Below are 14,332 nucleotides of genomic sequence, written 5' to 3' on the forward strand. Positions count from 1 at the left end.
AGATTTTAAAAGGAATCACCATAGCTACTGACAAGTCGCATCGCATCAATGGCGAAATCACTGCCCCTGAAATGCGTTTAACTGGGGTCGATAACGAGCCGCTCGGTATCGTGACTTTGGCCGAAGCCTTCCGCCTCGCGGAAGAGGCAAACGTCGACCTGGTGGAAATCGCGCCTAACGCGAACCCGCCGGTCTGCCGTTTGATGGACTACGGCAAATTCAAGTATTCGGAGCAGAAAAAGGCTCACGAAGCGAAATTGAAGCAAAAAGTCATCTCCGTGAAGGAAGTCAAATTCCGTCCGGGTACCGATGACGGCGACTACAATATCAAGCTGCGTAACCTGATCAAGTTCCTGGAAGACGGTGACAAAACCAAGATCACCCTGCGCTTCCGCGGCCGCGAGATGGCGCACCAGGATATTGGTTTCCGTATGCTGGAACGTCTGAAGGCCGACCTGGAGCCGCATGGCCAGGTCGAGCAGTTCCCGAAAATGGAAGGCCGTCAGATGATCATGGTGCTGGCGCCGAAGAAAAAGAAGTAACCCACGGCCGCCCCAACGGGTGTGCTGCCGCGATTGTAGGGTCAGACCCCGTACGGGGTCTGACCCTTTGTTGCTTTGGGGTGAAAGCTGATATATAATCGTCGGCTGTAGTAAATGTAGTGGACTCGCATCCGCTGCAAAAACAAGTGAGAGCAGGCATCTAAGCGTGGCAGTGGGCCACCACCTGTAATCCTGTTTAATAGGAGCTGTCCGAGAGGGCAGAACATCTATGCCAAAAATGAAAACCAAGAGCTCCGCGAAAAAGCGTTTTCGCGTGCGTCCAGGTGGTACCGTTAAATCGGGTATGGCTTTCAAGCGCCACATCCTGACCAAGAAGACGACCAAGAACAAGCGTCAACTGCGCGGCACCCGTAACATCGATGCGACCGACGTCCAGCGCGTCTACGCAATGATGCCATCCGCTTAATCTCACACTCATTTAAGGAGCTACTATGCCTCGAGTAAAACGTGGGGTTACTGCGCGTGCCCGTCACAAAAAAGTACTGAACCTGGCCAAAGGCTATCGCGGCCGTCGCAGCAAGGTATACCGTATTGCCAAGCAAGCAGTGATGCGCGCTGGCCAGTACGCCTACCGCGACCGTCGTAACAAGAAGCGCGTCTTCCGTCGTCTGTGGATCGCTCGTATCAACGCCGCTTCCCGTGAGCATGGCGTGACCTACAGCGCCTTCATGAACGGTCTGAAGAAAGCTTCGATCGAGCTGGACCGTAAGGTTCTGGCCGATATGGCTGTGATGGACAAACCAGCGTTCGCTGCGATTGTCAACGTCGTTAAAGCTAAAATCGCTGCTTAATTTCTAAGCGCTGATTTACGCAAGAGAACGGGGCAAGGGTCACACCTGTGCCCCGTTTTTGATTCAAGGATAAGAAAAACGCATGGACTCCCTGGAACAACTCGTCGCCTCCGCAGTGCAGGACTTCGACGCGGCCAAAGATGACGCCGCCGCACTGGAAAACGCCAAAGCCAAATACCTGGGCAAGACCGGCCAGATCACCGAATTGATGAAGGGTCTGGGCAAGCTCGACCCGGACGCCAAGAAGGCCCAGGGCGCGCTGATCAACGCCGCCAAGCAGCAGATCGAAGCCGCGCTGACCGCGCGCCGTGACGCGCTGGCCGAAGCCCAGCTGCAAGCCCGCCTGAACGCCGAAGCGATCGATGTCACCTTGCCAGGCCGCGGCCGCGCCGGCGGTGGCATCCATCCAGTGATGCGCACCTGGGAACGTGTGGAAGAAATCTTCCGCTCCATTGGTTTCGACGTGGCCGACGGCCCGGAAATCGAGACCGACTGGACCAACTTCACCGCGCTCAACAGCCCGGAAAATCATCCGGCCCGTTCGATGCAGGACACCTTCTACATCGAAGGCAACGACAGCCAGGGCAAGCCGCTGCTGCTGCGCACCCACACCTCGCCGATGCAGGTCCGTTACGCGCGCAGCCACACGCCGCCGATCAAGGTGATCGCGCCGGGCCGCACCTACCGCGTCGACAGCGACGCCACCCACTCGCCGATGTTCCACCAGGTCGAAGGCCTGTGGATCGCCGAGAACATCAGCTTCGCCGACCTCAAGGGCGTGTACCTGAACTTCGTCAAGGCCTTCTTCGAGACCGACGACCTGCAGGTGCGCTTCCGTCCGTCGTACTTCCCGTTCACCGAACCGTCGGCCGAGATCGACATCGCGTTCGGCTCCGGGCCGCTGAAGGGCCGCTGGCTGGAAGTGTCCGGCTCGGGCCAGGTGCACCCGTCGGTGGTGCGCAACTTCGGCCTGGACCCGGAAAAGTACATCGGTTTCGCGTTCGGCTCCGGCCTGGAGCGCCTGACCATGCTGCGCTACGGGATCAACGACCTGCGCCTGTTCTATGAAGGCGATTTGCGTTTCCTGAAGCAGTTCAACTAACACGGCCACTGTCGTCCCGGCGAACGCCGGGACCCATGCTGAGCATGCGTTCCATGGGTACCGGCCTGCGCCGGTACGACGGCACATACAAAAGGTTTGATTATGCAATTCTCTGAAAATTGGCTGCGTACCATGGTCGATCCGAAGATGACTTCGGACGAACTGGCCCATCTGTTGACGATGTCCGGGCTGGAAGTGGAAGAAGTGGAACCGGTGGCGCCGCCGTTCTCCAACGTGGTCGTGGGTCACGTGCGCGAAATGATGAAGCACCCGAACGCCGACCGCCTGAACGTCTGCCAGGTCGACGTCGGCACCGGCACGCTGCTGAACATCGTCTGCGGCGCGCCGAACGTGCGCCCGGGCCTGAAAGTCGTGTGCGCGATGGCCGGCGCCGTGCTGCCGCCGGGCGCCGACGGCAAGCCGTTCCACATCAAGGTGGGCCAGCTGCGCGGCGTCGAGTCGCAGGGCATGCTGTGCTCGGCCAAGGAACTGAAACTGTCGGAAGAGGGCAGCGGCCTGCTGGAGCTGCCGGACGACGCGCCGATCGGCAAGAACTTCCGCGACTACTACGCGTTGAACGACCTCAAATTCACCATCAAGCTGACCCCGAACAAGGCGGACTGCCTGTCGGTGCTGGGTGTGGCGCGCGAAGTGTCGGCGCTGACCGGCGTGGCGCTGAACGCGCCGACCTGCCGTCCGGTCGCGGTCAACCTGGACGAAAAGCTGCCGGTGAAAATCTCGGCGCCGGACCTGTGCGGCCGTTTCTCGGGCCGCGTGATCCGCGGCCTGAACGCCAAGGCCGCCACGCCGGACTGGATGAAGCAGCGCCTGGAGCGCAGCGGCCAGCGTTCGGTGTCGGCGCTGGTGGACATCTCCAACTACGTGATGCTGGAACTGGGCCGTCCGACCCACGTGTTCGACCTGGACAAGATCCACGGCGGGCTGGACGTGCGCTGGGGCCGCCAGGGCGAATCGCTGAAGCTGCTGAATGGTAACACCGTGGCGGTGGACGAGTGGGTGGGTGTGATCGCCGACGACCAGGAAATCGAATCGCTGGCCGGCATCATGGGCGGCGACGCCACCGCCGTCTCGCTGGACACCGAAAACATCTACCTGGAAGCCGCGTTCTGGTGGCCGAACGCCATCCAGGGCCGCGCCCGCAAGTACAACTTCTCGACCGACGCGGCGCACCGCTTCGAGCGGGGCGTCGACTACGCCACCACCGTCGAGCACATCGAGCGCATCACCGCGCTGCTGATCGAGATCTGCGGCACCGCCCACACCAGGGTCGGCCCGATCGACGACCAGATCGTCAACGTGCCGCAGCGCGCTCCCGTGCAGATGCGCACCGCGCGCGCGCAAAAGGTCATCGGCGTGGCGCTGGACGATCAAGTCATCGCCGATATCTTCACCCGCCTGGCGCTGCCGTTCACGCTGGAGAATGGCGTGTTCTCGGTGACCGCGCCGTCGTACCGCTTCGACATCGAAATCGAGGAAGACCTGATCGAGGAAGTGGCGCGCGTCTACGGCTTTGAGAACATTCCGACCGTGGCGCCGGTGGCGGCCAACACCATGATCATCGCGCCGGAAAACACCCGTTCGCTGTTCGCCGTGCGCCACCAGCTGGCCGACCTCGGTTACCAGGAAGTGGTCAACATGAGCTTCGTGGAAGCCGCCTGGGAGCAGGATTTCGCCGGCAACGACAACCCGATCAAGCTGCAGAACCCGATCGCCAGCCAGCTGAGCGTGATGCGTTCGACGCTGGTGGGCAGCCTGGTGGCCAACGTCCGCTACAACCTGAACCGCAAGGCCAGCCGCGTGCGCGCCTTCGAAATCGGCGCCATCTACCAGCGCGACGCCAGCGTGGCCGACGGCCCGCTGACCGTGGCCGGCTACCACCAGCCGAAACGCGTGGCCGGCATCGCCTACGGCCCGGTGGCCGACGAGCAATGGGGCCTGGACACCCGCGCGGTCGATTTCTTCGACGTCAAGGCCGACCTGGAGCACTTGTTCGCGCCGCTGCAACTGCGCTTCGTCAAGGCGGAGCACCCGGCGCTGCACCCCGGCCGCGCGGCGCACGTGCTGCTGGATGGCAAGGTCATCGGCTTCATCGGCGAGCTGCATCCGCGCTGGCTGCAGAAATACGAGTTGCCGCACGCGCCGATCGTGTTCGAACTGGATGCGATTGCCTTGCAGCAACGACCGGTGCCAAAGTATGATGAGATCTCCAAGTTCCCGGGCGCCACCCGTGACCTGGCGGTGGTCGTCAAGCAGGCGGTCCCGGCGCAGGATCTGCTGGATGCATTTAATGCTGCCGTGCAAGAGTTGCCACAAGGAAAAATTGTGCAAGCTATTGTTTTGTTTGATGAATATCGTGGTAAAGGTTTGGAGGCTGACGAAAAATCGCTTGCTTTCCGCTTTAGCTTGCAAGATACTCAAAACACGCTGCAGGACGATGTGGTGGAAGCCGTCATGGCCGCCGCCGGCGACGCCGCCAGGCAGAAACACGCTGCGCGTCTGCGTTCTTGAGGCGCCCGGCGTCGTTCCGGCGGCCGGAATGACGTTGTTACCGGAGTCCGGCCATGCCGGACTTGTTCATTTTTACTATAAGGCAGGGCTGGAAAATTAATAACAACGACGTTGATTCCGCCGTACTCCAATCCGCATTGGCTGCCGATTTGCACCGGGCCATGCAGGTTGCCAAAGTGCGCCAGGATGCGGAAAAAGATTTGCCCACGCTGACCAAGGCGGAACTGGCCGAACTGTTGTTCGAGCAGGTCGGCCTGAACAAGCGCGAGGCCAAGGACATGGTGGAGACCTTCTTTGACGAGATCCGCAATGCGCTGGAGCGCGGCGAGGCCGTCAAACTCTCCGGTTTCGGCAACTTCCAGCTGCGCGACAAGCCGCAGCGGCCGGGCCGCAACCCCAAGACCGGTGAAGAGATCCCGATCACGGCGCGCCGCGTCGTGACCTTCCACGCCAGCCAGAAACTCAAGGGCATGGTGGAAGAGAGCAATCCGATGGCGCGCGCCGCCTGAGCCGGAGCTGAGTTGCAATGAACGATCGCCTTGCCAAGTCGGAACTGGTCGTGCTGCCGCCGATCCCGGCCAAGCGCTACTTCACCATCGGCGAAGTCAGCGAGCTGTGCGGCGTCAAGCCGCACGTGCTGCGCTATTGGGAGCAGGAATTCACCCAGCTCAAACCGGTCAAGCGGCGCGGCAACCGCCGTTATTACCAGCACCACGAGGTGCTGCTGATACGCCGCATCCGCGAGCTGTTGTACGAGCAGGGCTTCACCATCAGCGGCGCGCGTAATAAACTCGACAGCCGTGCCTACGACAAGGCGGCGGCGGAGTATGATGCGGAAGCGGTCAACGGCGTGCATCCGTCGGCCGTTGTTCCGCCGCTGGACCGCGACTTGATACGCAGCGAATTGCTGGCCATCCTGGACTTGCTTAAACAAGGCTGAACGGACCCGCGCACTGCTGGCGCAAAGCGGGGCTGGCGTGACGATTGCTGCTATACTTTCAACATTATTCGATTATCAGCGACGCTGATGCACGGTGGCGGATAGCCCGACCTATGAACGGGCACGACGAGAGGAAACAATGATACGCGTTGCCATTTGTGACGACCATCAAATTGTAAGAGCAGGCTTTAAACAGATTTTTTCTTCCTCGGATGATTTCGAGGTGGTGGCGGAAGCCGGTACCGGGCGCGAAGCGCTGGATATCGCCCGCCGAGAAATTTGCGATGTGCTGTTGCTCGATATCGCCATGCCGGACCAGAGCGGTATCGACACCTTGCGCACCATCCGCCAGGGCCAGCCCGATCTGCCGGTGCTGATCCTGTCGGGCTATCCGGCGCAGCAGTACGCCCTCAACCTGTTCAAGATGGGCGCCAACGGCTATCTGAACAAGGAATGCGAGGCGGACGAGTTGATCACCGCCGTGCGCACCGTCTACCAAGGGCGCCGCTACGTCAGCTCGCAGGTGGGCGAATTGCTGGCGCAGAGCTTCGACCGCGACCCGAACAAGGCGCCGCACACCGAGCTGTCGGACCGCGAGTTCCAGGTGTTCCTGCGGCTGGCGCGCGGCGCCACCGTGTCGGACATCGGCGTGGCGCTGTCGCTGAGCATCAAGACCGTCAGCACCTACCGCACGCGCATCATGGAAAAGATGGGCATGCAGTCCAATTCGGACCTGACGTACTACGCCATGAAAAACAATCTTCTGGATTAATTTCTGTTGCGCACTGTTGGAGTGCGTACAGACGCATCAATTTTTCTTCCAGTCTATAATTGGCAAGCTCGGCGTAGTCTCGCCGGGCCCCAATTGCGAAGGAAACGGATGTACTTCACCGTCGAAACAGCGCCGCATCACCGCTTGCCGCTGTACAAGACTCTCTTGTGCGTGACTTGCGCGCTGCTGCTCATCGTCAACGGTTTCAGCCTGTTTCACAACCTACAGGCGCTGCGCGGCGCGCAAGTCCTGCTGAGCCAGACCGCGCGCGTGGCCGACCGCCTGCAATACCTGAATGTGCTGGTGCTGGACGCCGAAAGCAGCATGCGCAGCTATTTCCTGTCCGACCGCGATGCCTATCTTGGCCCGACGCGCACCGCGCTGGCCGACAGCGAGGCCGAGTTCAAGGAGCTGGAAAAGCTGTTGGCCGACAATCCGTCGCAACTGAAAAACCTGGCCCAGCTGCACACGCTGGTGCGGCGCCGCCTCAGCATCATGAGCCAGGCGCTGGACGTGTACCGCGACGGCGGGTTGCAGGAAATCGTCAAGATCGCCCGCCTCAGCGACGACCGCGCTTCCATGGACGAAATCCGCCTGCTGGTGGTCATCATGGAGCAGGAGCAGAACGAAACGCTGAACGCGCGCAGCGCCGTGTTCTACCAGGAGTACCAGAAGGCCGTGTGGCTGGGCGTCAGCATCAACGCGCTGGCGATCTTCGTGCTGGTGCTGTTCTACCAGCTGGTGCGGCGCAGCTTTGCGCACCGCGCGGCGGTCGAGCACGCGCTGCAAAGCGCCAACGAGAACCTGGAATCGACGGTGCAGCAGCGTACCGAGCAGCTGTCGGTGCTGTCGCGCCGCCTGATCAGCATCAGCGAGGAGGAAAAGGTGCGGCTGTCGCGCGAGCTGCACGACGAGCTGGGCGCCAACCTGACCTCGATCAGCATGGACATCGCCGCCGTCACGCAGCAACTGCGCCAGAGCCACCCGGAACTGGCCGAGCAACTCAAACGCGCCCGCGGCACGCTGGTGGAAACGGTGGAGATGAAGCGCCGCATCGTCGAGAATCTGCGGCCGAGCCTGCTGGACAACCTGGGCCTGTGCGCGGCCATCGAAAGCTATTGCCAGGAATTCAGCCGCCTGTCGCAGGTGCGCTGCGACTGCAATGTGGCAGCCGAGATCGAGGGCCTGAGCCGCCATTCCGGCGACCTGTCGATCGCCTTGTTCCGCATCGTGCAGGAATCGCTGACCAATATCCGCAAGTACGCCAAGGCCACGCGCGTGACGGTCACGCTGAACCGCACGCAGGAGGGGCTGATGTTGCGGATTATCGACGACGGCATCGGCATCGCGCCGGACACCATCATCAAGCCGATGTCGCACGGCCTGCTGGGCATGCGCGAGCGCGCCTTGCAACTGGGTGGGGTGATGAATATCCGTCGCGGACGCAACGATACCGGAACCTGCATTGAAGTGGCGATACCGCTGCGCAGCCGCGACGACAACCCCGCCGCGCCGCCGTCCGCGCCGCCCACGCATGAGCGGCGCGCTCCCGGCGGCACCACGCCGACCATCCTGCCGCCGGCGATTACCGAGGTGATCAGCAGCGCGCTACATCCGAGCGCAGACGGTCAAACTCCGACTTCGCCACCTTATAGCACTCGCCCGCATACGCCTCCAAGCCTGAGCGATCAAGTACAGTGATATTGCCGCGGCGGTAGGTGATCAGGCCTTCGTCCTGCAGCTTGCCGGCGGCGGCGGTGATGCTTTCGCGGCGCACGCCCAGCATATTGGAAATCATTTCTTGCGTGACCTTCAGCGAGTTCGATGGCGAACGGTCGAGACGGTCGAGCAGCCAGCGGCACAGCTTCTGTTCGATCGAGCTGTGGCGGCCGCCGACGGCGTTTTGCGCCATCTGCGCGAACAGCGCGGTGTTGTAGCGCATCAGCAGGGCCGGCAGCGCGCCGCCCTTGGCAAACGCGGCGCGCAGGTGCTCGGCCTTCATGCGGTAGCCGTAGCCGGCCGCCTGCACCACGGCGCTGCACATGGCGCGCTCGCCTTCGAACAGTGACACGCCGACCACGCCCTCATGTCCTACCACGGCGATCTCGGTGGTGGCGCCGTCTTCCATGACGTACAGCAGCGAGACGATGGCGGTGGTGGGGAAGTGCACATACTCCATGGCGTTGCCGAACTCGAACAACTCTTTGCCAAATGGCAGTTGCACCAGTTCCAGGTGTTCAAACAAGGATTCCAGCACCTCGCGCGGCAAGGCCGCCAGCAGCTCGTTCTGCTGGGCGCCGCTGTAGGTGACCACAGGCCGGGACGTCACCTTGATCGGCTTGGCCGCCAGCGGCAGGGCGCGGGCGGTGCGGGCGGTGGCGTGGACTTGGGTGTTGTTCATGGTGTTCCTCACAAGCTAGTTACGTGTTGGGTGTAACTTTATGAGGAATGTTAATTATCGAACATAAGATCAGCGGACGCACAAATGTAAGCATGGGCCATGCCCATTTGTAGTCCTGGTCCTACAGTGGACCCTGTCTTTATCGGAGAGGCAGCGGCATAATGGCACACATCCCGAACAGACGGCGCACGAATATGCATGTATTGGTGGTGGAAGACGACACCGTGTTGGCGGACGGCCTCAGCCGCGTGCTGGGCGGCCACGGCATGGCGGTGGAGGTGGTCGGCAACGGCGCCCAGGCGGACCAACTGCTGCAGCGCGCGGTCGGCGCCGAGGTCGTCGTGCTGGACATCGGCCTGCCCGGCATCGACGGTTTCGAGGTGGTGCGCCGCTTGCGCGCGCGCGGCAGCGCCGTGCCGGTGCTGCTGCTGACCGCGCGCGACGCCATCGAGGACCGCGTGCGCGGCCTGGAGCAGGGCGCCGACGACTACCTGGTCAAGCCCTTCGCCACCGCCGAGCTGGTGGCGCGCGTGAAGGCGCTGGCGCGGCGCAACACGCCCAAGCCGGCCACGCTGGCGCTGGGCGACCTGGCGCTGGACCTGGCCGCCAAGCGCGCGCGCGTCGGCGACAAGGTCATCGAACTGTCGGTGCGCGAATGGGCGGTGCTGGAGTATTTGTTGCAGCACGCGGCGCGCGTGGTGTCCAAGCAGCAGATCATCGACGCCATCCTGCCTTGGGGCGACGACCTGACGCTGAACGCGGTGGAAGTGTATGTCTCGCGCCTGCGCCTGAAGATCGCCGACGCCGGCGTGTCGATCCGCACCATCCGCGGCTTTGGCTACATGCTGGAGCCGGCCGCATGAGCAGCATCCGCCTGCGCCTGCTGTGCTGGGTGATCCCGCCGGTGCTGCTGATGAATCTGCTGGCCGGCGCGCTGGCCTACATGCTGGCGCCGCCGCCCTTGCGCGAAGCGGTGCTGCGCACGCTGGTGCTGCTGGAAATGGTGTTCGGGCTGGCCTGCGTCGCGCTGGTGTGGTTCTCCGTCAGCAACGGGCTGCGGCCGCTGAACCGCCTGCGGGCCGAGCTGAACGCGCGCGAGGGCGACGACCTGGCGCCAATCGCGGCCGACCAGGTGCCGTATGAACTGGAGCCGGTGGTGGCGGCCTTGAATGAGCTGCTGGCCAAGGTGGGCGAGGGCGCGCAGGCGCGGCAGGCGTTCCTGGCCGACGTGGCGCACCAGTTGCGCACCCCGCTGGCCGGGCTGAAGACGCAGCTCGAATGGCTGGGCGTGCGCCACGCCGGCACCGAGACCGCACGCCCGGTCGGCCTGATGCTGTCCGCCACCGAGCGCATGATACGCCAGACCAACCAGTTGCTGGCGCTGGCCCGCGCCGCGCCGCGGCATTTCGAAAAGACCCGGCTGGAGCCGCTGGCGCTGGATGCGCTGGTGGCCGACGCCGTGCAGTCCTTTGTCGACCAGGCGGCGCGCAAGGACATCGACATCGGCTTCGACCTGGCGCCGGCCGTCATCCGCGGCGACCGTTTCCTGCTGCGCGACCTGATCGACAACCTGATCGACAACGCCATCCGCTACACGCCGCCGCAGGGCGCGGTGACCGTGACCGTCCGCCCCGGCCTGCTGACGGTGGAGGATAACGGCCCGGGCATTCCGCCGGCGCGGCGCGAGCAGGTGTTCCACCGCTACGTCCGGCTGGACGACAAGACCGAGGGCAGCGGCCTGGGCCTGGCCATTGTGCGCGATATCGCCACCGTCCATGGCGCCAGCCTGAGCATTTCCGACCCGCCGGGCGGCCAGGGGGCGCTGTTCAGCGTGAAATTCCGCTAAGTTTGTGCGCTTGTCAGCGGTTTGTCAGGATTTCCACAGGGAAATGTCAGCCGTCGGCGTTATACTGTCTCCACGTGGAAATATTTCAAGCGGGGACATCATGAAACGCGCGCGCGCCGGCTTTACCCTGATCGAATTGCTGGTGACCATCGCCATCATCGGCATTCTGACGGCGGTGGCCTTGCCGATGTATGGCGACTACGTCACCCGCAGCCGCCTGACCGAGGCCTTCACCGCGCTGGGCGCGGCGCAGCCGGCCGCCGAGCAGTTCTGGCCCAACAGCCGCAGCTACGCCAACTTCGACACCGCCACCGGCTTCCCGGCCGCCACCGCCAACTTCACTTACGCGCTGAGCAACGCCAGCGCCTCGACCTACACGCTGACCGCCACCGGCATCGGCAAGATGAGCGGCTTCGTCTACACGCTCGACCAGAATGGCCGGCGCGCCACCACCGCCAGTCCGTGGGGCACCAACAGCAGTTGCTGGGTCGACCGCAAGGGTGGGCAATGTTCGTCCAACTGAGGTGGCAGCGCGGCTTCACGCTGATCGAGATGATGGTGGCCATCGTCGTCATGGGCGTGTTGCTGGCCATCGCCATTCCCAATATGAGCGCCTGGCTGCTGGCTTCGCGCGCGCGCTCGGCCAGCGAGTTTTACATGGAGGGTTTCAGCATGGCGCGGCGCGAGGCCGTCAGCCATAACAGCGCCAGCCGCATCTCGCTGACCGTCAATCCCGGCACCGGGCAGATGGACTGGCAGGTCGACATCTGCTTCCCGCGCCCCGGCACGCCGTGCGACGACAACAGCGCCGGCTGGTCCACGCCGGACGCCGCCGCCGCCAACGACCCGCAGGGCGCGGCCGGCTTCCGCTCGGTGTTGCGCGCCGCCAGCGCCTTGCCAGGCACCGACGTGCTGCAACCCAGCATCACGCCGGAGGGCGCGACCAGCGTCTACTACACGCCGCTCGGCTGGGTCGACACCACCGTCGACAACCGCCTGACGCAGCTGCGGCTCGATCCGTCCAGCGCCTACGCGCACGACGTGCCGGCCAGCGCGCTGGCGGTGTCGCTGGCCGGCATGCCAACCAAGTGCGACCCGACCAAGGCGGCCGGCGATTCGCGGGCGTGTCCGCCATGACGCGCCGCCGGCACAGCGACAAGCAACGCGGCATTGCCTTGCTGGAGGTGATGATCGCGCTGGTGATCCTTGGCATCGGCCTGCTGGGCGCAATCGGCATGCAGGCGCGCGCCTACGCGGCGCTGTCGGACGCAGGCCAGCGCGCCGAGGCCACGCTGGCCTGCGAAAAGCTGGTCGGCACCATCAGCACCGATGCCGCCAATGTGGCCAACTACGCGCTGGCCGAGGGCGCCACGCCGAACGCCACCATCGGCCCCTGGGTACGCGAGACCACGGCTGCGATCCCCGGCGCCGTCATCTCGGTGGTGGTCACGCCGCAGGCGCGCCGCAGCCAGGTCGACATCAGCATCCGCTGGACTCGCAAGGCGGGCGCGGCGGAAATCCGCCAACAGCTCACCGCTTACATAGGATCCTGACATGCGCCGCCTCTCCGTTGTGCGCCGCGTGGCCGGCTTCTCGCTGGTGGAGCTGATGGTCAGCGTGGTGATCGGCATGCTGGCCATCCTGTTCGCCACGCGGCTGGTCATCGGCGGCGAAAAGAGCAAGGATGGCGCGGTCGGTGGCTCCGATTCGATGCAAAACGGCATGCTGGCGCTGTACTCGATCAGCAACGACGCCGCGCAAGCCGGCTGGGGCATCAACGACCCGCTGGCGGCCGGCTGCCAGACCAGCTTCAGCGACACCGGCGGCTACGCGCTGGCGCAGATCAGCGTCGGCGGCGTCACCCGCACGCCGCTGGCGGCCGCCGTGATCCAGCCCGGCGGCAGCGGGCCGGACGTGATTTCGCTGTACGCCGGCAAATCCGCCGCCGCCGTCGGTTCGCTGCGCACCAACGGCGCCATCGCCGCTGGCGCCGCCGTCTTGCCGACCACCACGCTGTCGCCGTTCGGCTTCGCCGCTGGCGACGTGCTGCTGGTGGTACCGGAACCGGCCACCGCCGCCAATCCGTCCTGCTCGATCGTGCAGATGAGCGGCGCCTTGCCCGCGCCTAACAACGACACGCTCACCCTGGGCAGCGGCAATAGCTTCCGCTTCGGCCCCGCTGGCGGCATCGCCAACGGCTACGCCCAGGGCGGCGGCCGCATCTTCAATCTTGGGCCGGCGGCGCGGCTGTCCTTCCATACGTGGTCGGTGGCCGGCGGCAACCTGCTGCTGCGCGCCACCGACCTGGCCGGCGCCGGCGCGCAGGGCGTGGCGGTGACCGACAACATCGTCTCGATCAAGGCCCAGTACGGGCTGGACACGCGCACCTTCGCCGTCTACAACCCGCTGCCGGCGCCGGACGGTAATGGCGTGCAACTGACCCAGTGGAGCAACACCATGATCGACGCCGACGGCGACCTTACCGTGGCCGGTCCCGGCGACTTCCAGCGCGTGGTGGCGCTGCGGCTGGCGGTGGTGGCGCGCAGCAAGCATCCCGAGCGGCCGGGCAGCGATGGCCATTGCCACACGGCTAACGCCCAGCCGGTGGTGTTCAACACGGCGGTGGGCGGGGCGGCGGCGGTGCCGGTCAGCGTCAATGTCGCCGTGGCCGGCGATCCGGTCGCCTGGCAGTGCTATCGCTACCGGGTGTTTGAAACCGTGGTTCCGGTGCGCAACGCGCAATGGAGGCCGTGATGCCGCGCCGCCCATCGTCGCCTCTGCCGTTGTTGCCGCGCCAGCGCGGCGTCGCCTTGCCGGTGATCCTGATCATGCTGACGGTGATGCTGGTGACCAGCATCTACCTGCTGCGCGCCAGCACCTCGACCACGCTGACCGTGACCAACCTGGCCTACGACGCCGCGCTCAGCAAGGAGGCCGACCTCGGCGTGCACGCCGCCTTCGAGTGGCTGTCGCAGCCCACCACCAAGGCGCTGCTGCTGGCCGACAGCCCGGCCAACGGTTACGTCGCCAGCGTCAATCCGGTCTGGACCGTCAGCACGCCGGCCTTCTGGACCGGTTCGGTAACGGTTGATCCGGTGGGCGGCGGCAGCCGGGTGGAATACGTGATTCACCGCATGTGCACATTTGCGGGCGCCTACAACGCCACCACGCCCGCCGCCAACAGCTGCATGCTGAGCGCGGCGAAGCAGGGCGTGGCGGCGCCGGTGGCGCTGGGCTCCAGCCTGTCGCAGAACGCGCCGCAGTACGACGGCCAGCCGCAACTGCACTACGTGATCACCGCGCGCATCTTCGGGCCGCGCGGCGGCAACGTGGTGGTGCAGTCGGTCGTGATGATGGGGCCGTGAGGCGCGGCCGGCAGCCTGCGCAG

The 14,332-nt window shown here is 64.5% G+C and carries 17 protein-coding genes; 16 read left to right on the top strand and 1 reads right to left on the bottom strand.

Annotation, left to right across the window (positions count from 1 at the left end; translation table 11 throughout):
• Window positions 1-2 precede the first annotated feature (2 nt).
• From infC to FHW58_RS04950, 9 genes are all read left to right on the top strand, one after another.
• A complete protein-coding gene (gene infC / locus FHW58_RS04910; RefSeq protein WP_373996663.1) occupies window positions 3-542 on the top strand; it encodes a translation initiation factor IF-3 in 540 nt (179 codons plus the stop codon).
• Window positions 543-771: 229 nt separating this feature from the next.
• Window positions 772-969, top strand: a complete 198-nt coding sequence (gene rpmI, locus FHW58_RS04915) for a 50S ribosomal protein L35 (RefSeq protein ID WP_056156036.1) — start codon at window positions 772-774, stop codon at window positions 967-969.
• A gap of 25 nt (window positions 970-994) precedes the next feature.
• A complete protein-coding gene (rplT, locus tag FHW58_RS04920; protein WP_092271776.1) occupies window positions 995-1,354 on the top strand; it encodes a 50S ribosomal protein L20 in 360 nt (119 codons plus the stop codon).
• An 82-nt stretch (window positions 1,355-1,436) separates the two neighbouring features.
• The gene (gene pheS, locus FHW58_RS04925) at window positions 1,437-2,456 is read left to right on the top strand and encodes a phenylalanine--tRNA ligase subunit alpha (RefSeq protein ID WP_179671923.1); all 1,020 of its coding nucleotides are present in this window, start codon (window positions 1,437-1,439) and stop codon (window positions 2,454-2,456) included.
• A 102-nt stretch (window positions 2,457-2,558) separates the two neighbouring features.
• Window positions 2,559-4,985: a phenylalanine--tRNA ligase subunit beta gene (pheT, locus tag FHW58_RS04930; RefSeq protein ID WP_179671924.1), complete on the top strand. Its 2,427-nt coding sequence runs from the start codon at window positions 2,559-2,561 to the stop codon at window positions 4,983-4,985.
• Window positions 4,986-5,146: 161 nt separating this feature from the next.
• Window positions 5,147-5,494, top strand: a complete 348-nt coding sequence (locus tag FHW58_RS04935) for an integration host factor subunit alpha (protein WP_019919772.1) — start codon at window positions 5,147-5,149, stop codon at window positions 5,492-5,494.
• 17 nt (window positions 5,495-5,511) lie between these two features.
• Window positions 5,512-5,925 (top strand): MerR family transcriptional regulator, encoded by a 414-nt coding sequence (locus FHW58_RS04940; RefSeq protein ID WP_179671925.1) that lies wholly within the window; start codon window positions 5,512-5,514, stop codon window positions 5,923-5,925.
• 139 nt (window positions 5,926-6,064) lie between these two features.
• Window positions 6,065-6,697, top strand: coding sequence for a response regulator transcription factor (locus tag FHW58_RS04945; protein WP_179671926.1), 633 nt, complete (start codon window positions 6,065-6,067; stop codon window positions 6,695-6,697).
• A 108-nt stretch (window positions 6,698-6,805) separates the two neighbouring features.
• On the top strand, window positions 6,806-8,398 hold the full coding sequence (locus tag FHW58_RS04950) for a CHASE3 domain-containing protein (protein ID WP_179671927.1): 1,593 nt from the start codon (window positions 6,806-6,808) through the stop codon (window positions 8,396-8,398).
• On the opposite strand, the gene FHW58_RS04955 is transcribed toward FHW58_RS04950, so the two are convergent.
• Window positions 8,295-9,098, bottom strand: a complete 804-nt coding sequence (locus FHW58_RS04955) for a Crp/Fnr family transcriptional regulator (RefSeq protein ID WP_179671928.1) — start codon at window positions 9,096-9,098, stop codon at window positions 8,295-8,297. The two genes, FHW58_RS04950 and FHW58_RS04955, sit on opposite strands and share 104 nt — an antisense overlap.
• A 194-nt stretch (window positions 9,099-9,292) precedes the next feature.
• On the opposite strand from FHW58_RS04955, the gene FHW58_RS04960 reads away from it, so the two are divergent.
• From FHW58_RS04960 to FHW58_RS04990, 7 genes are all read left to right on the top strand, one after another.
• Window positions 9,293-9,961 (top strand): response regulator transcription factor, encoded by a 669-nt coding sequence (locus FHW58_RS04960; RefSeq protein WP_179671929.1) that lies wholly within the window; start codon window positions 9,293-9,295, stop codon window positions 9,959-9,961.
• The gene (locus FHW58_RS04965) at window positions 9,958-10,944 is read left to right on the top strand and encodes a HAMP domain-containing sensor histidine kinase (RefSeq protein ID WP_179671930.1); all 987 of its coding nucleotides are present in this window, start codon (window positions 9,958-9,960) and stop codon (window positions 10,942-10,944) included. Before FHW58_RS04960 ends, FHW58_RS04965 begins: the two co-directional genes overlap by 4 nt.
• 100 nt (window positions 10,945-11,044) lie before the next feature.
• Window positions 11,045-11,467 (top strand): type IV pilin protein, encoded by a 423-nt coding sequence (locus FHW58_RS04970; protein WP_179671931.1) that lies wholly within the window; start codon window positions 11,045-11,047, stop codon window positions 11,465-11,467.
• Window positions 11,452-12,081, top strand: coding sequence for a GspH/FimT family pseudopilin (locus FHW58_RS04975; protein ID WP_179671932.1), 630 nt, complete (start codon window positions 11,452-11,454; stop codon window positions 12,079-12,081). The genes FHW58_RS04970 and FHW58_RS04975 overlap by 16 nt, the downstream gene beginning before the upstream one ends.
• Window positions 12,078-12,497: a prepilin-type N-terminal cleavage/methylation domain-containing protein gene (locus FHW58_RS04980; protein WP_179671933.1), complete on the top strand. Its 420-nt coding sequence runs from the start codon at window positions 12,078-12,080 to the stop codon at window positions 12,495-12,497. The genes FHW58_RS04975 and FHW58_RS04980 overlap by 4 nt, the downstream gene beginning before the upstream one ends.
• A gap of 1 nt (window position 12,498) precedes the next feature.
• A complete protein-coding gene (locus tag FHW58_RS04985) occupies window positions 12,499-13,698 on the top strand; it encodes a PilW family protein (protein ID WP_179671934.1) in 1,200 nt (399 codons plus the stop codon).
• The gene (locus FHW58_RS04990; RefSeq protein WP_229265053.1) at window positions 13,698-14,309 is read left to right on the top strand and encodes a hypothetical protein; all 612 of its coding nucleotides are present in this window, start codon (window positions 13,698-13,700) and stop codon (window positions 14,307-14,309) included. The genes FHW58_RS04985 and FHW58_RS04990 overlap by 1 nt, the downstream gene beginning before the upstream one ends.
• Window positions 14,310-14,332: the final 23 nt, after the last annotated feature.

Origin of the sequence: Duganella sp. 1224 (genome assembly GCF_013408245.1) — a bacterium.
Taxonomy (GTDB): Bacteria; Pseudomonadota; Gammaproteobacteria; order Burkholderiales; family Burkholderiaceae_D; genus Rugamonas.